General features: G+C 43.0%; 15 protein-coding genes. 2 read left to right on the forward strand and 13 right to left on the reverse strand.

Annotated elements, in window-relative coordinates; translation table 11 throughout:
• Positions 1-32: 32 nt before the first annotated feature.
• Positions 33-1,493, reverse strand: coding sequence for a sulfatase family protein (locus AC58QC_RS03615; protein ID WP_497413826.1), 1,461 nt, complete (start codon positions 1,491-1,493; stop codon positions 33-35).
• Between the two features lie 294 nt (positions 1,494-1,787).
• Here AC58QC_RS03615 and AC58QC_RS03620 point away from each other — a divergent pair, with 294 nt between their 5' ends.
• Positions 1,788-2,237 carry a hypothetical protein gene (locus AC58QC_RS03620; RefSeq protein ID WP_497413827.1) on the forward strand — a complete coding sequence of 150 codons (450 nt, stop codon included), beginning with the start codon at positions 1,788-1,790 and terminating at the stop codon, positions 2,235-2,237.
• A gap of 241 nt (positions 2,238-2,478) precedes the next feature.
• Here AC58QC_RS03620 and AC58QC_RS03625 read toward each other — a convergent pair whose 3' ends face one another.
• From AC58QC_RS03625 to AC58QC_RS03675, 11 genes are all read right to left on the reverse strand, one after another.
• On the reverse strand, positions 2,479-3,261 hold the full coding sequence (locus tag AC58QC_RS03625) for an MgtC/SapB family protein (RefSeq protein ID WP_497413828.1): 783 nt from the start codon (positions 3,259-3,261) through the stop codon (positions 2,479-2,481).
• 107 nt (positions 3,262-3,368) lie between these two features.
• Positions 3,369-4,064, reverse strand: coding sequence for a histidine phosphatase family protein (locus AC58QC_RS03630; RefSeq protein WP_497413829.1), 696 nt, complete (start codon positions 4,062-4,064; stop codon positions 3,369-3,371).
• Positions 4,061-4,951, reverse strand: a complete 891-nt coding sequence (locus AC58QC_RS03635) for a sugar phosphate isomerase/epimerase family protein (protein ID WP_497413830.1) — start codon at positions 4,949-4,951, stop codon at positions 4,061-4,063. Before AC58QC_RS03635 ends, AC58QC_RS03630 begins: the two co-directional genes overlap by 4 nt.
• A 64-nt stretch (positions 4,952-5,015) precedes the next feature.
• A complete protein-coding gene (locus AC58QC_RS03640; protein WP_497413831.1) occupies positions 5,016-6,620 on the reverse strand; it encodes a type 2 periplasmic-binding domain-containing protein in 1,605 nt (534 codons plus the stop codon).
• Between the two features lie 26 nt (positions 6,621-6,646).
• Complete coding sequence (locus AC58QC_RS03645) at positions 6,647-7,549, reverse strand: carbohydrate ABC transporter permease (protein WP_497413832.1); 903 nt, start codon at positions 7,547-7,549, stop codon at positions 6,647-6,649.
• The gene (locus AC58QC_RS03650; RefSeq protein WP_497413833.1) at positions 7,543-8,487 is read right to left on the reverse strand and encodes an ABC transporter permease; all 945 of its coding nucleotides are present in this window, start codon (positions 8,485-8,487) and stop codon (positions 7,543-7,545) included. The genes AC58QC_RS03645 and AC58QC_RS03650 overlap by 7 nt, the downstream gene beginning before the upstream one ends.
• A gap of 237 nt (positions 8,488-8,724) precedes the next feature.
• A complete protein-coding gene (locus AC58QC_RS03655; protein WP_497413834.1) occupies positions 8,725-13,749 on the reverse strand; it encodes a family 20 glycosylhydrolase in 5,025 nt (1,674 codons plus the stop codon).
• Positions 13,750-13,930: 181 nt separating this feature from the next.
• Positions 13,931-16,258 (reverse strand): helix-turn-helix domain-containing protein, encoded by a 2,328-nt coding sequence (locus AC58QC_RS03660; RefSeq protein WP_497413835.1) that lies wholly within the window; start codon positions 16,256-16,258, stop codon positions 13,931-13,933.
• 182 nt (positions 16,259-16,440) lie between these two features.
• Complete coding sequence (locus AC58QC_RS03665; RefSeq protein WP_497413836.1) at positions 16,441-16,653, reverse strand: helix-turn-helix transcriptional regulator; 213 nt, start codon at positions 16,651-16,653, stop codon at positions 16,441-16,443.
• A 605-nt stretch (positions 16,654-17,258) separates the two neighbouring features.
• Positions 17,259-18,104: a hypothetical protein gene (locus AC58QC_RS03670; protein WP_497413837.1), complete on the reverse strand. Its 846-nt coding sequence runs from the start codon at positions 18,102-18,104 to the stop codon at positions 17,259-17,261.
• 148 nt (positions 18,105-18,252) lie between these two features.
• A complete protein-coding gene (locus AC58QC_RS03675) occupies positions 18,253-19,089 on the reverse strand; it encodes a phytanoyl-CoA dioxygenase family protein (protein WP_497413838.1) in 837 nt (278 codons plus the stop codon).
• Between the two features lie 138 nt (positions 19,090-19,227).
• Here AC58QC_RS03675 and AC58QC_RS03680 point away from each other — a divergent pair, with 138 nt between their 5' ends.
• On the forward strand, positions 19,228-20,118 hold the full coding sequence (locus AC58QC_RS03680) for an AraC family transcriptional regulator (RefSeq protein ID WP_497413839.1): 891 nt from the start codon (positions 19,228-19,230) through the stop codon (positions 20,116-20,118).
• Positions 20,119-20,212: 94 nt separating this feature from the next.
• Here the strand turns inward: AC58QC_RS03680 and AC58QC_RS03685 are convergent, their stop codons facing one another.
• A complete protein-coding gene (locus tag AC58QC_RS03685; protein ID WP_497413840.1) occupies positions 20,213-22,069 on the reverse strand; it encodes a heparinase II/III family protein in 1,857 nt (618 codons plus the stop codon).
• Positions 22,070-22,102: the final 33 nt, after the last annotated feature.

Here is a 22,102-nt window from a genome sequence, read left to right on the forward strand (position 1 = left end):
AATATCCTCCTTCTTGGTCCGATTAGAAGGCATTAGCCGTCATATGCAGGCTGCAGTGCCTCTTTCTTGTATTTTCGTCTGATGGTGTCCGCTGCTTCACTCCAACCTGCCTGATCCAATCTGCGCACCCAGTCTTCCGCTTTCAAATATTTCCACGGACCTGTTTCCAGTACTTTCTGCATAGGGTCTACCTTATAGTCCGGTCTGCGTGCTTGTTCATGCTGCCATGCGGCGAGTCGGTGATCCATTTCTTTCACAACGTCTGGGTAATCGCTCGCCACATTACGAGTCTGATTCGGATCATTGACCATGTCGTATAAAGTGACTTCATCGAAATGCATGTATAAGCCAGGATGGTAGGTTCGGATGAAGTACCATTTCTCATCCCGTACTGCCCGTTGGCACACATAAAGCGCATGATCCATAACCAAGTAATCACGGCCTTGCCAATGCTCGCCCTTCAGCGCTGGAAGGAATGATTTACCGTCCCAACCGGATGGAACTTTAAGTCCAACCAAATCCGTAATCGTGGCAATCACATCTACATTGTAGACAAAGCCATCTACTACTTGCCCCGGGTTGGTAACACCAGGCACTTTGATGATGAGCGGTATATGATGGACGGCTTCGGTTGCGCTTGGGTGCTCAACATAAATACCTTGCTCGCCCATCGACTCTGCATGATCCGCGCTGATGATGAAACAGACTTCATCTTCGATGCCCAACTCCCGCAGCGTATCCAAAAGCTCGCCCACGTGTTTATCCATATAGCTGACTCCACCGTCATAACCATCGATAAGATGCTTGAAATCCGAGCGGTTCGCAATTTGCCCAGGCATTGTAGCTGGGTACTTATTGCCCCAATGCAAGAACGCCGCTGATCGCGGGAAGCTATGATGCTGTTGACTTGCAATCTCAGCCTCATCAGGGAAAGGCTTCAATGGTTCATCCTTAAACTGCTCCATATATTCGATTGGATACGTATAGAAAGAGTGAGGGTCCCAGTATTGGATGTGCAGGAAGTAGTTATCTTCCTTCCCGTGCTGCTTCAGCCACGGAACTACGGAAGCGTTTACTTCATCCGCGTTCTCGTTCCCCTCCTTTAGCGTGTGCGTGTGGACTTCGTTCCATCCTGCAAAGTACCACCAAGCATGGTGCCGATCTCCGAACGTGGAGAAGGTGATTGTTTTGTACCCAGCGTTGCGTAAATGTCTAGTGAAGAACGGAATCTCCTCGCTATGTCCGTCTCCCTCCGGATATTGGAATTCTCCTCCTGGTCCCCAGTGTGTCAATGCTCCATGGTTTATGCCGAACCGTCCAGACATGAAGCTTGCCCTGGATGGCACGCAAGGGGAGGATGCTGTATAGCAGCTATTAAAGATCATCCCGCTTGCAGCAATGGTATCGATATTCGGCGTCGTCTTCCTGTTATAGCCATAACAACTCATATGGTCAGGACGAAGCGAATCGATATCTAAGTAGATAATTCTCATAGGGCTTTACCTCCTGATGCTACGAATAATATTGATGAAGATGACTCCATTGTATGTATAAATATGTATCCGTATAAGGTTGAATTTTTTTCCACCTCTTTGTCACTCGGCAATGAATTCAACATATTCACTATGAAAAAAGGGCAAGTGAATGTAAACATTCCTCGCCCTTTTTTTCGTTCAACTCATACATCTTTGAGGCACGCGTAGATACGCCTGAAGGTACGAATTTATGCGCGCATCATCATCGTCACCATTTCACGATCGCAATGATCAAGGAAATGAAGCAACGCTATGTTTACCCAAGCTCAACGCCTGACGCTGAGTGAGCTTTACCGAATCCTGCAAAAAAAACAAGCGATCGTCCATCTGGAGTACTGTTATTGTCCATACCTCTTGCGGCATGCCGGTCAAACTCGTCTTTGTTCAAAACCGCAACAAACGACGGGAGCGGCTTACAATCATCGCCAGAAAAGTAACATAATAAGATGCCCTCATTATCAGCTTTATGAAGCTCAACTTACAACTGTTATAAATGAAAAAAGCTCTACTTTTAATCCGTACAATGCGGAAAACATTGTGTTTTTTCACGAAATTTATACACGAGAAGAAAAAAACAAAACAGCTGGCGCCGCAAACAACAACAACAACAACAACAACAACAACAACAACAACGTAAAATGTAGATCCGTCTTTTCTAAGTTTTATCGCTTCGAAATTCTTGATTCGCTCGCCTTTTACTAAGGACTGATATAGTCGAGGGGCATCTTCATTAACCTCTAACACAGTTCCATTTACATCAACGATCACAATCCAGCGAATTATACCACCATTTAGATTTTGAAATTGATGAAATATTAATATTTTAGATGTTTTTCTGCACAAAAAAACACGATACCAAATTTGGTTCGTGTTTAAATTTACAACAATGTAATCCTAAGATGCCTTAATGTTGCATAACCAACAAACAGAAGCAACAACGGCGCTAATTCACATGTACCCTCTCCAATCGATGCTTTGGACGTGCAAAAGTTGAAACAGTACCTGAGAATTCCATCCCTTGCACAAAAGAAAGGGCTTTGATCTGCTCAATTGCAGCCATGTATTTATCCTGACTATGAACCTTCAATTGGAAGCAAAGTTGAACAGATGGCTGCTTTTCATTCTTATCAATCACCCCAGATACTTCGAGGTCCTTTTCCATTTTGATATTTTCAATTTGAATTCCCTGCTCTCCGAAGGTAGAAGCGATTTTACCAAGTACGCCGGGAACATCAAATGCTCTTAGCTTTATTTCATGATTTCTGCGATGTCTCATCAGATGCTTCTCCCACTTGTTAAGCAGCAAAAGGCTGACCAAAACCATCAGTGTACAAAAAACTGCTGGATATAAGAAACCCGCTCCCACGCATAAACCGATTGCTGCAACGACCCAAACAGAGGCTGCCGTTGTAAGACCGCTGACCGCAGAGCCATTACGAAGAATAGCTCCGGCACCTAAAAAGCCAATGCCGCTAATTACCTGTGCCGCTAAACGCGCTGGGTCGATTCGGACATTCGGCTCATTAACAAATTCGGAGAAGCCATAGATGGAAAGCAGCATAATCATAGCAGAACCGAGGCAAACGAGAATGTGCGTGCGAAATCCAGCAGCGTGGTTATGCCACTCTCGTTCTAAGCCTACTAATCCACCAAGAACTGCAGCTAAGACCATCCGTAATAGTAACTCTCCGTGCGAAATACTCCATATGCTAGAGACATCCTCCATAGCTTTACACTTCCTTGTCTAGCGGTCTCGAATCAAATTTTCTTTGAATAACAGAAAGAGCGGGGTATTGCCCCGCAGCTCAGAAAATATACATATTATTAATTTCTTCAATCATTATTAGCCAAAAGTCCCGCTGTCGATATATTCAACCCCGCCTCATGCAGGTGAGCTATACCTCCCAGACCGGTGCAACGTGGAACTGCCCATTCCTTATTTCTTTCCTCAAACAAAATCGTAGTGACGGAGCTTGGCGGAAGCCAAAATCCGCTCCATACCAACGGTAAAGGGATTTCCAACAAATGTGCCAGCCAGGTCAGACCAAACCCCAGATGGCAAAATACGGCGATTGTCTCGCGGTTAGCCGATAAGATGCGGTATTTCCCCTCTTCTCTACCGTATCCATGACGTCGAAGAAAATCGTCGGAATCTACTTTTAAGTTCTCGTAATCCTGTACATAGTCGCAATAAGGAGCTTGCTCTGGCCATATTTCATGACCTGGATAAGGTTTTGTCGCCCGAACCATTTCACCGGGAATATTCCAAGAGGCTACATTAGTGCCCGAGTCATTTACATAACTCAAACTCAACTCGCGGGTCCAAGGTTCGATGATCGGTTCCAATCCAATCAGTTCGGCTGTATATTGCATAGTATGGACCGCGCGGTTGATTGGGGAGCTATAGATCCGATCGATCCCTTCCTTATTCAGCCTCTGAGCCAAAGCCTGCGCTTCCAGATGCCCAGCTGCAGTGATTGTATTATTGGGATAATCAGGTTCGGCGTGTCGGATGATTAAAATTCTCATTTTATAAACTCCAGTTGGCCAATTCCTTTTTCTAATGAAGTTACATATTTTCCTAGTTCAAGTGCGAACTTCAAGCCTGCACCCTGTATCCCATCTGGAAATTTGTTTAGGCCGTTATGCGCTTCATAAGTAAAATCTCCGCTATATTGGTTTTGTTTAAGCGCTCCTACCAGCTCGGCCCAATTGATTGTGCCTTGATAAGGCAGAAGATGCTGGTCGTATCCGCCATCGTTATCGTGGATATGAGTCGCTTTCAATCGGCTGCCAAGCACTGAGATTTCAGCTGCCTGATCAAGCTTTTGCACATGGGCATGTCCTGTATCCCAGCAAGCGCCGATCAACGGATGATCGAGAGCGTCGACGAGCTGAGCAAGTTCTTCCGCAATCGTGAAATAGCGATTGAAACCTTCTTGAACATAGCACCCGTTTTCGATGGCGATGCCTACCCCTGTTTCTTCAATAACAGGAATCAAGCGACGGTAAAAATTAATATTAAAGTCCAACACTTCTTCGAACGATTCTGTCCCGTTCATGGAGATATCAGTGGGATGACATACGGCCCATGAAGCCCCTATTATGGCTGCCGAACGCAGCGATCTCTCCGCAATAGGCATAAACGAATCCAGTGTCAATCCCCGAACGAGGTCCGTAAATGTTTTACCGTGAACAGGTCCATGTATCTGGTTGAACCGGACCCCGTAATGTTCGGAGCAAGCGCGTATCTCCTTAGCCCATGCTTCTTCCTCGCTCCAGCTTTTTTGCAGCATCTCTGCTTGCAAATCCCAATAATTCATATCCAATACTTGAAAGCCAGCTTCAGCACATTTGCGAATCGCTTCCAGCCTGGATACAGAACAATTAATGTTTAATGAGGTAGATACGTTCACCCGATAACCACTCCTTATAAAAGATGTCCCCTCCTGCCTCAGGAGGGGCGTTGATCAATAATTATTACTTGCTATAACGGTCATAAGCAGCTTTGTAGATTTTCATATATTCATCTAGACCCATTTTTTGTAAAGTCGATACATATTTATCCCACTCTGTAAAAGAGACGTTGCCCGTAATGAATTTTGCTAGCGATTCTTTCACATACGTTTCAATATCCGCTTTCAGAGCATTCATTCTGTCTGTTTCCTCTTGCGTATAGACGAATGGCATCCAAACCTCTTTAGGCAGCTGGGCTTCTACATTCTTCATGGCCTGAACGGATTTCGCTGTTCCTTCCGCTCCTTTAAAGAATTCTTGCTTTAAAATTCCAGGATAACCGACACCAACCCATGTCAAGTATTGCGAAACGGCTTGGTCTTGCGTCAAACCATTAGGGTTATTTTTAATGGAATCCACGTAATCCAACGTGCCATCCGGCAGCTTTTTAAATGTGGTGTTTTCCGTACCCATAAAGAATAATTTCGAGCCTTCGTCGGTGTACAAATTGTCGACCCATCTCATGGTAGCTTCAGGATTCTTATTATTTTTGGTCATAACAAAATTCCCTGTATGGAATATATTGGAAACCGTGTTTGAGAATAGTTCATCCCCATGCGGCCCTTTCAAAGTCACTCCGCCTACATAACCATTCTGTTTCCATACCGGTCCCGGATCATAACCAGCGTGAACAGCGTATTTTCCATTTATACCATTTGCGATTTGCTGATCGCTGCTACCGGAGAAAGTATCCTTATCCAACAATCCTTCGGTATAAAGCTTGTTAACATATTGAAGCATCTCTTTATACTCTGGAGCAGCCGGAATAAATCGCAAAGCTTTCGTTTTTGGATCAACGTCTACGTACGGATGACTCATCCCACGATTGGCAAGACCCCATGAACCCTGGATGACCGTGATTAGTTTATCAACTGCACCACCGCCAACCGGAATGATGTTAGGATCGGTTTCTTTGACCTTTTTCAGAAAACTATAGAACTCATCCGTCGTTTTAGGTGCTGACACCCCAAGCTTGTCCAACAAACTCTTTTGATACCACAGGAACTGCCCTGATTTCACGGCTTTGAAATTTGGGTCAACCAATGTAGGGACGGAGTAAATATTTCCGTCAACCATTGTGATTGCTTTCTTGATATTAGGATCTTGATTCATAAGTTTCTTTAAATTAGGTGCATACTTATCAATGAGATCGTTAAGTTTGATAAAAGCACCTTGCTGCCCATATTTTTGCAGGTCTGCAGTTGTAAATCTGTTTCCATAAAACGCTTCGGGCAAATCCCCGCTTGCCAGAACAATATTCCTTTTCTCTACCATTTGCTCTCTGATTACATCTGTCCATTCCACGTTGACATTCGTCAATTTCTTATATTCGTTCCAGAGCATAATATCATTCAGGTTTTGCGATGCAAATCGCTTTGGTGCAAAAATTTTGATCGTAACTGGATCTTTCACAATTGGTAATCCTGTTTCAGTTACATTCGAATTTTTTGTAGTCGTATTTGCATTTGCAGGCGCAGAAGTGTTATCTTTACTGCCGCAACCAGCCAGAAGTGTTAAAGTCAAAGTCGTCCCCAACGTTACGGCAATCCATTTTTTCATCATTTTCATTGTAAAGACCTCCTATTTTTATTTTTTTATCCTTTAATTGCGCCGACCATGATTCCCTTGGTAAAGTGTTTTTGCAAAAACGGATATAACATTAACACCGGCAGGTTCGCAACGATAACAACCGCATATTTGATCGTTTGTGCATAGAGAACCTGATCGGTCAATGCATCAGCGCCTCCCGCCATATTATCCATTTGGTTCTGAATCAAGATTTCTCTTAAAATTAACTGCAACGGAAACATGTTCCGATCGGTCAAATAAATGAGCGCGTTGAAGAACGCATTCCAATGACTGACACTATAAAATAACGTCATGACAGCGATAATTGGCATCGACAACGGTAAAATGATTTTCAGAAGCATATGGAAATCAGAGCTACCGTCGATCGCTGCCGCCTCCTGGATCTCGTTCGGAATACTTTGCTGAAAAAAGGTGCGCATGATGATGATATTCCAGATCGAAACCGCATTTGGAATGACCAGTGCCCAGATTGTATTTAGCATGCCGAGTTTTTTGACCAACAAATAAGTTGGAATCAGCCCGCCGCTGAAAAACATGGTAACGACGAACAGAGCCATCACGATATTTTTTCCTGCCAAATCTCTTCGTGATAATGGATAAGCTGCAAGAATTGTCATGACGAGATTAATTGCCGTTCCTAATAGGGTATAAAAAATAGTATTTCGATACCCGATTAGAATATTTTCATTTTGAAATAATTTCTTATAGCCGAGTAAAGTGAGATCTTTTGGCCAGAATAACATTTGTCCGCTGTTTACTAACTGTGGATTGCTAATTGATGCACTGATAATAAAAATTAGCGGGTATATGATGATCATAAGAATGATGAATAGCATCGCGTAATTCAACATATCAAACGTGCGATCACCTTTAGATTTTGTCAATAATGTAGAGGCGCTCTTTACCATAAGCTGCTGCCCCCTGCTCTTCTGGCAATATAGTTGACTGTTACGAGCATAATTAAATTGATGACCGAGTTAAATAAATCGACTGCCGTCGCGAAACTGTATTGGGCATCCAATATTCCGCTGCGATAAACGAACGTGGAGATGATATCGGAGCTTTCCATATTTAAACTATTTTGCATTAGGAAAACTTTCTCGAAACCAACTCCTAAAATGGAGCCTGCTTTTAAGATGAGCAATATAACGATCGTAGGCATGATGCCAGGAATATTGACGTGCCAAATTCTTTGCAATCTGGACGCCCCATCGACTTTGGCCGATTCGTGCAATTGCATATCAATTCCGCTCAGTGCAGCCAAATAAATAATCGAACTCCATCCCATATGCTGCCAAACGCCTGACAAAACAAAGATCGATTTAAACCAAGCGGGTGCATCTAAAAATCGGATCGGCTCTCCGCCAAACAGCTTGATAAATACATTCACGATCCCTGTATCCGGTTGCAAAAATATCGTTATCATTCCTACGATGACAACAGTAGATAAGAAATGTGGCATGTACGTGACCGTTTGAAGGAACCGTTTATAAAACTTGCTTCCAACTTCATTGATCATAAGCGCTAATACAATTGGAATTGGGAAACCGACAGCTAGTTCATATAAACCGATACCTAGCGTGTTCTTTAGGAGCCTCCAGAAATAATAACTGTCGAAAAAGCGTTCAAAGTGCTTGAAACCAACCCAAGGACTTGCGAAAATCCCCTTTGTTGCAATAAAATCTTTAAACGCCAATTGAACTCCATACATAGGAACATAATAGAATAAAATAAAGTACAAGATTACTGGCGTAAGCATTACGTATAATCGCCAGTTTTTCACAATCATCTTTTTTACTCTTGTTTGACGGATCTGTGCAGTTATGTTTGCTAGAATTGCTTCCATTCGCCTGTTTATCACTCCCCCCTGAATCGTTATTTTCAAAATTTAGTGCAGCTGCTGTTTTGAATATAGTCTACGATATGAATTTACGCCATCTGCAATAATTTCGTTCACCTGCTGAAATTTACAATGCCTTGTTTTTGTAAAAAAACAGCTGTATCGCCATGATTTTCTTTTAAAATCGTGGCGATACAGCCCCACTACGCATGTTACTCAGCTAATTTCATATCATCTTCATGCTTAATTTGACCAGGCTGCAATTACCGAATTCGCATCGGTGGTCAAAACCTGTTTCGCATTGTCAGAAATGTTACCCGGCTGAGTTTGATCCATCTTAGACATATGCTTAAGCAAATTCTGCATGTGTTTAACTGCCTGTTCCTTATGATCTTTAGCATACTGATCTAGAGCTTGAGTCAAGCTGTTAGATAACTGGACTTGCAGCGCCCCGCTAACATCTCCACTTCCAGAGAATGCGGCCAATAATAGCTGCATCGAATTGCCGCTTGTCGTTACAGTTACTTTCGTCGTCTGTTGACTCGTGTTCCCCGCTTGATCCATTACGGAAATTTGAATGACATGAGTACCGAGCTGACCTGCCCAATTCAGCGCCGATCCGGACTCATAAGACTTTCCATCTACCGTTACGGATTGATAAGCGATTTCGGACAAGTTATCCGTACTTTGCAAAGCAAGCGTAACGGTCTGACTATCCTCGAACACCATACCCTCTATAAGTGGATTTCCGTTCACCGATACCGTGAACGTCGGCGCCGTTGTATCAGACTGAACGGTAACGGACTTGACAGCCTCTACATTTCCAGCTTTATCTGTCGAACGATATTGCACTTCATAAATCCCGTCGCTAAGCACAAACGGCGAAGTGTATGGTACGAAGCCGTTTGTTGATTCCATGCCGTATACGCTCTGCAAGACGGTTAACGCATATTCAGTAGACGCTACACCCGTCTTATCGTCTTGAGCTTGAAGCGTTACTTTTACGTCTGAAGTAAACCAGTCTTCAGTGCCATTCACGCCGTCCAAAGCGGCTTCAGTTAATGGTGATGTAACATCAGGCTTTTCAATAACTTCAACACCAACAATATCAGAGGTTGCAGTTGCTGTGACTCCGCTAAAGGTATTCGTTACAACACAATAGTAGTAAGTAATGCCTGCATTTGTTGTAAGAGGTGTGAATGCAGCATTTGTTGCATGACTTATCGGCGCTCCGCCAGTTGTTGATGATGTGGTATTCGAATACCATTGGTAAGTGATGGCGCCATTCGTTGTTGCAACCGCTACAGTCAATGGGTTTGCTTGATCGCCTACAAAGTAAGCAGCACCAACAGGTTCAGTTGTAATGCTAGGCGTCATGTCACTTACATTGACTGTCACGGTTGAGTTTACTACCCCACCTTTATAGTCATCCACCTTAACTACAAAGCTGTCAGCGCCTAATGAACCGTTGTTAGCCGTATAGGACCATGCTCCATTAGCCTGTAGCGTAACCGCACCTTTTGTCGGTTGGGTTAATACGCTATAAACCAAGATGTCCCCGTCTGCGTCGCTTCCTACTACAGTGCCGGTAACTGGTACAACAGGAATGGCATCCACACTATAGTCACTGACTGTAGGAGGTGTATTCGCATTTATCGTAATGTTTACTGTAGTCTGTGCTACCGCTGTGCCAGTACCTTGGTCTACATCAATCTTAAAGCTATCCGTTCCAGTAAACCCTGGTTTAGGATTGTAAACCCACGTACCATCTTTATTTACAAGCACTTTTCCATTTGTAGTAGCAACCGTCCCATATTCACTTTTCGTATTGCGAGCGACTGTTGCGAAGGTGATTGCCGGATATTCAGGCTGTGCACCTGTTGGTACTACTCTACCTGAAACCGGTGTGTTGATGATCGTAGTTGCACTGTAACTAGATGGTATAGTTGCAGGAACAAGTTGAGGAAGTACTGTGAACTTAACTGTATATATGGATACAGAACCATCTAATGCTGTTACCTGTACAGTTGCTGTGCCTGGTAAAGTCGCAGCCTGTGTGATAACCACCTTGGAAGCAGCCACTGTTGGTGTTGCGGTAACCGTTGGAATCGTAGTGGTTCCAGCCGGCAACTTCACATCATATGTTTTCATTCCCCCTGTGAAATAATCAACAGAAACAGGTGTTCCGTTATTATACATAAGGGCGCTTAAGCTTGAGTCTGGTGAAAAATATGGTGGTACAGCCAGAGATGCCGAGAAATGATTAATCTGAACATCATCATAATATCCTGTAGGTGTACCAGAGTATGTGCTTGATGAGTTATCTCCCAATTGAATCGTATCAAATTTGGCATACCCTGAAACAGTACCTATCTTTTTGTTGTCCAAATATATATCTACAGCGCTATTGGACGTATAATCATACATCACTTTATGCCAACCCGTTTTTCTTGCAATTGTTGTAGCTGCGCTCTGTTCGGTACTGGTTGTGACTGTATAATAATTATTGTTGATATTGCTATTGATGCCAACTCCAATAAGACCGATTGGGTTTGTAGAATCATAGACCAACGTCTGTTGGTTAAGCTCTGACAATCCTGTATCGTAGAACCACAGTGTTGCAATCCCATTAATTGGTTGTAGCAGTGTGCGGGAAATCGTATCTTTGGCTTCATTAACAACAAAGCTGTTTGTACCGTTTATTTTTAGTGACGCATCGGTTGAAGGTGTTCCTGTTACGGATGTCCAATTGCCAAAACCTGCTTCAAAATCCTCAAATAATGCTGGTTCCGATAAAGAAGGCACTGTTGCAATAGCAGTAATTTCAGCGGCGCTCAGTGCTTTTTCAAAGATTCTCAACTCGTCCATTTTGCCTTTGAAGCTTGTAGATGCGGAAGTTGGATTTTCGGCACCAATCGTTTTTCTAGGACCAGGAAATGCAGCGATTGTAGCTGTACCGGAAGTTGTAGTACCTTGTGCCCCAACAGTCAGTGTATCTGCTAATGTACCGTTTACATATAGTTTTGTACCTGTGGATGTACCAACGAAAGCAAGATGTGTCCATGCGCCTACAGGTAATCCGCTATAGTTCTTAAACTGGAAGTCTCTTTTGGTACCATTAACATCGAGGCCAGTAATTCCAACCTTTTTACTGCCATTATACTGCTCACTCTTAATAACGGCGCCATCGCCAGCGACCAGAACTACAGTCGTAGGAGCAGGTGTTATATTTTCTCTATAAACCCAAGCAGTTACCGTCCAATCATTCCCTTTAGGTATATCCGGCTTGCCTATATTGACATAATTTCCTTTGGTACCGTTAAAAGACAAGCCATTTCCAAGTGCTGGACTTAAATCGTTAGGTACCGTTGTAATGGCTCCTGTAAACGTAACGCCATTTGCTACGGATATTGTTGCGTTGTTACCGTTGATAACGTCTTCAAGCGTTGAACCGGTTGTTGCGGTTTTTTCATTCATATTGTAGTAAGAACTTGCACTACCTGTCGAAGCAGGCACTTGTACAGCAAATACGGCTGGGTCAGGAAAGAAACCGATTCCCTGGTAGGTCATTCTTGTCGTATTGGCAATTAGTCTCTCCTTATAATCATTCCAACCAATAGGTCCGCTGGTGCCTCTAGGTGACCAACCTATTTCCGCATAACCAGGAAGTCTTGGATAGAACTGCATGTCTAAGCCTTGGGGGGTACCTACGGTTTCACCCCATAAACAAGCTTCCACGCCTAGAATTTGGTCGTCACTGGTTGCACCCACCAGATTACGAGGGTCATCATAGTAAGCTATGTCGGTAGGCAGACCATTAGGCCAAGCACCGCCGCCTCTACCTACCGGCATATTGGTAGTCACTCTTTTGGAAAGATAGGAATAGTTCTGATTGGATACAATTACCTTCTTGCCTTGGTTAAAGGCATTAGCAGGAATGCTCAATCGATCTGTATTATGCCAATACTGTAGTACATCGGGAACATGATAAGATGCATTTACAGCATCCGCTGAGTCCCAACCTATTACGGTTTTGTTGTACTTAACACCAAGAGATACCAGATAATCAATAAACCAGTTACGGTCGGCTAATGTTGTATCATGCGCTTCGTCCGTACCCAAATGAATATATGGAGATGGGGAGATGGCTGTTACTTCTGCGAATAAGTTATCCAAAAATACCATCGTGGCTGGGTCTTTGGCTGTCAATGAGTTGAATCCAACCCCATTACCGGTATATGGATTCGCTGGAAGGTTCTTTCCTGTGTTACCTGACTGAGCACTGGCTTGACCATTTGGGTTTAAAAAGCCATAGCTTGACAAAAGCGCATTGGTATGCGAAGGTACGTCAAACTCAGGAATAATCTGCATATACCGCGCCTGTGCATAGGCTATGATATCTTTGAATTCATCCTGTGTATAGAATCCCGTATTTCCTCCTGCTGGGCCAGTAGCTGCTTTATAATAGGCAGCGGTACCTTTGGCTAATCCAGGGGGAAAATCACCGCTATAATAGAAGTCGTCAATGACTTGAGAACCGCCGATCTTGGCAAGCTGCGGATAATTTTTCAACTCCAAACGCCAACCTTGGTCATCGCTCAGATGGAGGTGTAACGTATTCATCTTATACTGGACCGCATTGTCGATTTGACGTTTGATTTCATCGACAGCAAAGAAATTTCTGGCATCGTCAATCATAAAACTACGATATCCAAATCTTGGGTTGTCGTTAATGGTCGCACAAGGAATGCTCCACGTCACACCACTCACCAAAGATTTTTTTTCAATGTCAGGGGGAAGCATTTGTCTGATGGTATCCATACCATAGAACAATCCTGCTGCTTTGTTGGCTGTTACCGTAATGCGCTCTGCAGCCACATCGAGGTTATAACCCTCGTTCCCGAATGAAGAATTGTCGTCACCAGTTGTTGTAAAGAAAATAAAGTTTGTTCCGGAAGGTGCCGATTGTACAATGCTTAACGTATATCCCGCTGCTGTGGCGAATTTGTTTTTCAGATATGCCCCCACATTATCCGCAATTTCTTGGGTTTCTGTGGCATCTTTGCCTTGTACATAGATCGTAGTGCTTCCCGTTACGGTGAAGGAACCTGTTTTACCTGTAAAGCTTGCAGGTTTGGGAATAATCGGCGGCATCGCATTCACCATCTCTGCCAAAATCACCTTTGCAGGTGACACCATTACTGCGCCAAAAACCATTGAAGCTGCTACTGCAGTTGAAAGAAGCTTACTCATTAGCCCTTTTTTCAAATTTCTTCGCTCCCCCAGTTCTAAATTTTGAGACTTTTCATAGCAACTATATAATTCTTTTTGAATTTTCACCATAGGTAGTAATTTCGCCCATCTGCTAATTTTTACAATGCCGGTTGTTGGCAATAAATATAGGGCTGGATATCCCCCAGCCCCACTTAAGTACACGAAAATCACAAAATTACAGTCCTCCACTAATACTCTTCCTATACTCCATTGGTGTAACACCTTCGATTTTTTTAAACTTCCTAATAAAATTGTTTGAATCGACGTAACCCACTTCATTCATGATTTCATTTAATGTCAGATCTGTCGTACCAATTAAACTTTTGGATTCATCCATTCTTAACTGGTCGATATAACGCATAATCGAATAGCTCGTATGATCCTTAAAAAATCTGGTAGCGTAAGATGCAGAAATACCGAAGGTATCCGCTATTCGATTAAGATCAATCGTATTGTCACGAAAATTGTTGTAAATGTACTCCTTCATATTTTCAAGCAGTGTGAAATTTTTACTTTCTTTTTGATGCACAATACGATTACACACATTACGGCAAAAATCGATGATGAAACATTCCATTTCTTCAATGGTTTCAAACCTTGGAATGTATAGTTCTTCTAATGTTTGTTCGATCCCCTGATCGGTTTCAATTTTTAATTCAATAAGTGCTTTCATCATCGTATTCACAATATGAAAACAAATAAATTCAACTGCCTCTAGAGACATTTGCCTCATTGCAATATTGTCCATTGTACCCTTAATAATGCGTTGTACTTCCAAGCCGTTTCCTTGCTTGATCGCCTTTAAAAGATCCGATTCCAGTTCGATCGGATACCACTTTTCGGAATTCTGCATGCGGTGCAGCTCACTGAAACAAATAACCTTGTCCCATCCTTTAATAAAGCGATAACGCATAGCCTGTTTAGCTTGCAAAAAGGATTGATGAATGTTCGAAAATTCCGAACACATATCTCCGATGCTAACTGTAACCGTCAGACGGAACTTTTGTATGAAGAAGCTTTTCACTTTGACTGCTAAATCTTTAACCTGCTCGATCTCAGCATACTTTTCATTCAAATTTAACAAAAACACAATACCTTGTTCATCCGTCAATTCTGCCCCGTAGCCGATGCCCTGCTCTAAAGCCATCTCTTCCGTAATGTTAATAAGACTAAATCTTATTAATTCTTGCATCGATTGTGGATACTGCTGAGACTTGTCAATTAAAAATAATAATACGATAAAATACGGTTTATCCAACTGCAGCCTCGATATGGCAGCGCTCGTATCTTGTTGTTCATATTCGGTTGCATGACCCTTTATTATTTTGATGATTGACTGTTCTTTTACGATTCCTGCTTGGCTTTGCAATTTAGCCGATAAACTATCATTTTCTTTATTCATATATGAAACATAATTGGATATCACTTCAATCTCATTCGATTTGCTGGATGAATCCTTCACAGGGGAACTCTGATCGTTCCTAATAGCCGTCATCAGCTTCTTCAACGGCCTGTAATTATTTGTTGAAAAAGATATAGCCATGATTATCCCCAGCAAAAATACGGCACCTATTGTCCAATTAAACAACGAACGGCTCCGATCGACTTTATTCATCACTTGCTCTCTCGGCATTACGGTGATATAGGACCATCCATTAAAGGTTGATTTAACGTTGATTACGGTATATGTATGATTATTTATCTTGACTTCACTTATAGGGGGCGTTAGCGAATTTGTTTTAATCCATTGCTGAATATAGCTCGCATTATTGTCGGTTTCACCATTAGCATGATTCGCAATGATTTCGCTTCCGTTTAAAATAAACGTGAACCCTTGATAATTTCCCAAAGTACTTTGAATTAATTGAGTGAGTGTCCGTTCTTCAATTAAGAATAGGACGGCACCGTATGGTTTTGTTGAATTATTGGAAATCGGATATATATAAGTAGACATATTCGTAGACTGCCCGATAACTTTAATCTGTTCCAACGGGCGCATGACAGGTGCAATCATGGTGGGTAATGTATATAAAAAATGCTCCCTGCTCCAATTCTGATAATTGTATAATTGGTTAAAAAAGCTATTCGTATCGTATGTTCCACTTGCTGCGTACATCGATGTGCAGGATACACAATTATAAAATAGAACGATGTCATGAATAAACAGGTTAGTCGATTTGAATTTCTTCAGTTCGTTAACCGTCCTATACGGAGCATACGCATCCTCTGAGACTCTATATTGGGAAAGTGATGAATCAGAACCGATTTGTAACGCGATCCGATTCATCTCGTCAATTCTCGTATCCATCTCATCTTTGATTTTGCTCATTCTCAAAACGATCGAAGTTTCGATTTCACTGCTTAATGAAGTTATAAATGATTGATAAACAACATAACTAACAAATGAAAGCAGCGTTACGACGAGTAATATGTAGGAAAATAAATAATAATAGAAACGGTTTGTCCATTTTCGCTTTCCGACTCCCGCGATTGTCCTAATCAATGTAATTTCTCCCCTTTGGTTCAGTTCTCTTAGATCCCTCTTCGGTATCACTTGCACCATCTCGTTAGGCATCGATGATAATTAGTATAGTTTGCTGAAATAAAATATATCTTGTACACCGATTCTATCGGCTATTTCACTGATGGTTAATGGCGTTGTCCGTAAAAGTACTCTGGCTTGTTTCATTCGGACCCTTCCAAATATTTAATAACGGATACTCCCTGATGTTCTTTTAATAACTTAGAAAAATGAGATCGATTTATGTTGATGTGATTGCAGATATCATCCAAAGTGAACTTAGTTTGATATTGTTCATGGATATAGTTTAATGCTATTACTATTTCTATCCGATGTGTCCCCATATAATGATATTCATTTAACCATCGTTCAAACATGGCTTTATAATCGTTTAACCGATAAGCTTGTTGTTTGTGACTTATTTCGGATTTCAGATCCTCAATGACCGCATATCCCTTTTTCTCGATAAAAGTAATCAGATTTTGGTGTGAATTATACCACCATTTAGATTTTGAAATTGATAAAAAATTAATATTATAGAAATATAATTAATGTTCTTTGAAATGACCATGCGCGTAATGTTTAGCCCTAAGCGCATAATTGGCTAAAAGCTAAATGATAAGAAGAAACAACATTGTGTGGTGTCATAATTACTGAGAAACGTTTGACGGAAAACGTTGATCTGTCAAGGGTCGTTTTCATAATTAGTGATAATTATTTCATACTCAACTCCTCAAAGATACCGTAATTGTCATAATTATTGAGACTATCCGCAAATACAACTTTATATAATCATTCATAATAATGCATAAAATAATAAATCCAGCTTTGGGTTTACATTTGCCTCATTGCATCTTACCCTAAACAAAAAAGAACACGATTGCCCATATAAGGTTCGTGTTCTTTTTTGAAATCTTTTTTTAAAAGCAATCCAACCATACCTATATTTAATATTTTGTGGTCACCTATCTAAATTGCTTGTTTAATTGTATCCATCTTTTGAGTTTGTATCAATTAATATCCGTTCTACTTCAGCCTTCCACTGTTCGGGATCATAGTGCATTATCACTGTGTTCATTTGAATTCGACCTAAATTTGACTCCTGTGTTGGTACACTGCTTATGATAACTTCTTGAAAAGATTCAGGCATTTTCGAGAAATTAGCCTTATCTCTAATGACTAATTGAGGATCCTCGTTCTCTGGACATCTCCATATAAACTCTCTTGTAAGCAACTCCAATGAGTCACACTCATAGGCTTTTGTTAAGTCCAACCCAAATTGAACTTCATCCTCAGTGAATTGACTATATAGGATTTCAGAACGATACTCCTTGACAAAGCCTTGTTTGCACCCGTTAACGATAGGAACCGAATGTCCATGAGATCCTGCATTTATCATTTCATAGCGGTATTGAGGTTGAAAATATTGTTTGCTATATACACTGATACCAATATCTGCAAGAACATTCTCACCATCAACATGTAAAATAAAATGGCCCAAATCGTTATGGTTATGCGGCTCTTCGTTGTAACCGCCTTTAGCAGCAAATGCGGCCATTCGTCCATCAGGTCTCCTGACTTTCGAAATAACCCACTGAGTACCGGTGAAAATCTGTTCCTCGACACGTGCTTGCTCTTCTGCACTTTCCCCTGGGAATGAATCTGGCGACCAAAGTATAAACCTAGCAGCATCCACCAAATTATTAAAGACCGGAGCGCCCCGATAATCTACAGAAGGCAGACGGAGTGAAGGCGCATATGATTGTAGACGATGTATAAGACCGAGATTGAATTGAAGACTATCCCATGAATCGGAAAAATTGACCACTTTGCCTCCACCGTTCCGGAGACTTTGTTTCTACAAATAGGGAGTGCGGCAAATGCTGCGTCTCCTCCAAAGCATTCTTAAACTGTCGAAATGTTAATTGGTTTAGCCTAGTTCCTCTCCTCCCCCTGACTAAAATCAGCGATAATTTTCACTTTTTGTATATGACTGGGTACATATCTCCTTGAGCAATATCGCCATCTTTACCGCCAGAAGCCATGAATTGATTGATCGAGATATATCGGAATCGCTCATCATCCCGAAAGCGCGCTTCGCCCGTCATAAGGTGAAGCGCCGACGAACGACGTACCCTGTCCGATCTGTTAGGTCCGCTCCCATGTATGGTTAAGCTGTGATGGAAGCTGACTTGTCCAGCTTTCATTACGATAGGTACAGTTCGGAAAGTCTGCCCTTCAGGCACGTTTATCCCTTGCTTGAGCTTATCTAAATTTTGTTCATGAAAGTCACTTCCTGATAGCAGCCCCCAATGATTGCTGCCTGGTACCATCTGCATACAGCCATTCTCTTCATCAACATCATCGTATGCGACCCATGCCGTAAGGAGCGTTTCCGGGTTGTGGAAACATTGCCAATACGTATAATCCTGATGCCAGCCGACGTTAGAGCCTTGACCTCCAGATTGTTCCGGTTTGAGCAGCAGTTGATCTGCCCAGAACCGGATCGTATCCTTACCCGTTAGAGCAGCGGCAATCTCACCGATCACTGGATCTTGGGCAAGTGCGCGAATCGTGAAGTCAGCATAACTCGCCATATCTGTTTTGCGAAGCGTTTTTGGGTGACCTTTCTTGTAGCTCCAGATGGTTTCGGGGGGCGTTCCAGTCTCGAATTCCTCCTGGTACACTCTTTCCATTCTTTCGCGCAGCCTAGCCAGTCTTTCATCGTCTATAATCTTTGGAGAGACCCAGTAGCCATTTTCTTTGAAAAATTTAACGTCATCTTCCGTTGGGATTACATTCGCATTTGGCACTTTCAGCTCATCCTCTCGTCGCGAATTCACTCTCGCATTAAGACTATTATGACTGAACACATGACATCCTGTCTTTGTCTGAAAGTATTCAATTTATCCAATTGTATGATACTATTAATATAAAGGCTGGTGATAAAGTTGAATTCTACATTAATGTGTCCTTTTGTACGGTTTTCAATCCGTGTCCCCCTGCTCGCTGGCGATCGGTATGGTCCTCGGTTTTGCTATGTCCCCTCCCTGTATTTCATCGAATCCGGCTGCGGAAGCATCCTCTACGAAGACCGACCGAATTTACAATTACAGCCAGGGACTTTGTTCTTTATCCAGCCTGGCATATCCCACACTTGGGAGGTGGATGTAGACAGTCCACTCACCTTTCGATGTGTATTCTTCGAATGGTCCTATCGCGTGAAGTCTGGTGTACGGTTTCCCAGTGATTTATTGTGTCAACATACAGAGGAATCAGATAACCGGTTGTTGGACGAACAGCTCGATTGCGGATTACCTGTCTCGCTAGTGGTAGATTCGATCAGCGTATGGAAGGGATTATTCGAAGCGGTAACGTCCGAGTTCGAGGCGGTATCTCCTGATTTATCGATCCTCGATCACGAGGATTATCCGAATTCGCTAGCCATCACAGGTCATTTTAATCTCCTGCTTCACCAAGTCTACCGGTTGGCTAAGCGCCAATTCGATCTCACAGATCCGCGTATCACCAAGCTGCTCGCAGCGATGGAACGGCTTGCGGGCGGTGAATACGAAGACGTCGAAAGTTGGGCGGAGAAGCTCGGACTTAGCCGGAGCCACTTCCATGCTCTATTCCGGACACATACCGGCTATACGCCCAAATGGTATTGGAATCGTTGCCGCATCAACAAAGCCAAGAACGACCTGCTTAGTACGAATGATACAGTAACGGTGATTGCCGAACGTTTTGGTTTTTCCTCGGTTCATGCCTTTACCAAATTGTTTCAAAAGATGGAAGGCGTAGCCCCGACGATCTTTCGTCGTCAATATCGATTGATTTAAAAAACAGCTGTTAACTCAAAGAAGTTAACAGCCGTTTTTTGTTCTATTTCGCAGCTAGCAACCGACCAGCGAGAGCCCGATTGACTTTTTGACTTTAGCTGACATCAAATCGAAAATGGCATGTAATGGACTTACTCATTTCTTTACGAGTTAGCAGCAGTCGATAAAACGTCCTTTCTGTGGCAGGATGCGCAACCGTCAATTGTGCTTCCACTTCAACCTGCCACTCATTTGCATCAAAGGTCATCATAACTGCGCCAATCGAGAATTGGCCCGGCCCCTTTGGCTGCGGCTTAACACCGCAAATGAATACTTCCTGGAAAGAGGAAGCAGGTTCAAGCATCGTGACATGATCGGTCAGAATCAGCTGCGAGTTTTCGTTCATCGGGCGGCGCCACAGGAACTGGCGAGTAAATCGTTGTAACGAGGGGCACTCGTAAGCTTTTGATAAATCCAGCTCAAATAGCAGCTCGTCTTCGGTTATGTCTTGATTTACTATTTCTGCACTGTACTTTTGGCCAAAGCCTTGTCGGCAACCGTTAATAATCGGCACAGAATGTCCATGAGAACCCGGTTGAATCATGTCATACCGATGTTCTGGCTGAAAATACTGCCTCGTATAGACGCCAATTCCAATATCTGCGAGCACATTAACTCCGCCAGCATGCAGTATGAAATGCCCCAAATCGTTATGATTGTGCGGTTCTTGGTTATGCCCGCCCTTCGCTGCGAATGCGGCTAAACTGCCATCCGTCTGACGAACCTTTGACACCACCCACTGATTTCCGATGAAAATCCGTTCCTCCACCCGATCTTGCCCATCGGCAACAGGCGTTGCCTCAGTAGCGGGTTGATCCGACGACCAAAGCAATAATCTTGTCGCTTCGATCCAAGAAGCCCGAACTTGGTTGGCTTGGTACGCTTCCGGCGGTAAGGAAAGGGAAGGGATCGTTTGGCGCAAACGATGGAAGAGTCCTGTATGGAAACGAATTTCTTCCGCAGCGTCCGAGAAATTGACGACTTTGCCGTTCGATAACATGCAGTAATGCGGGAATTTCGCAATCTTCTCAATTTTCGGTTCAGCAAGCAGGTTGATGCGTCCGCCAGTGCGCTCCTTCAGCAATTCGGAAAAATACACAAGGTGCGAAAAACCGTACTGCCAGTATACCGGTCCTTCAGGGGTCGCTCCCTCCTCGTCAAAACCTGACACATATTGGCGTAAAACGCCAATTACCCGCCATAGCATCCCCCCCAGCCGTTCGCTGTCATCCGTTAAATAAATCGCTGCGACGCCGATGCTACTTGAGCAAACCGCCGGCCAGTTATTCGTTTTCAACTCCCAGTTTTGCGGAACAGGATCATGGAAATAAACCTGAAAGATGCGGCGCTCGATCTCCTCTTTGGCACGGAAGACTACCCAAGGGTGCAGACGGTGTCCTACATGGTAGATGATTTCAGCCAGTGCAAAGCCTACTGCAGATGCCTGCAGATCGATGGTTTCACGGGGCGGAATCGGTTGATCCCAAATGCCTTTCGGATATTCATTCACATACAGCCCGGCATGTACGGGCGGTACCCAGGAATATTCATTGCACACGGACCAAATCGCATTCTCAAGCCCTGTCTTCCATTCTGGACGGTCGTCCGTCATAGCAAGCAAACTGAACGTGTGTAGCCCCGCATACAACTGATTACGTATATTCTCAAAGTTTATGTTGTCACCCGTCTCACCGAATACGATATAATCGGAAAATTGAGGCAGAGAAGCTGGATTTTCCTGGATACGTGCAGCCTGTTCCTCTAGCCCTTCCCAGAACGACGCATACCGTTCAACCTTTCTTAGCTGCATCCACCGTTCAGTGGATGCAGCTTCAGGAAACAGCTTGCGCGATTCCGGCTGTGTTTGCTCTAGAGCATTCTTCAATTCGCGGAGCGTTAATGTGCTAAGCATATAATCAACCCTTTGCTTTTTTTTTGGTGTGCG

The organism is Paenibacillus sp. J22P51 (assembly GCF_059692215.1).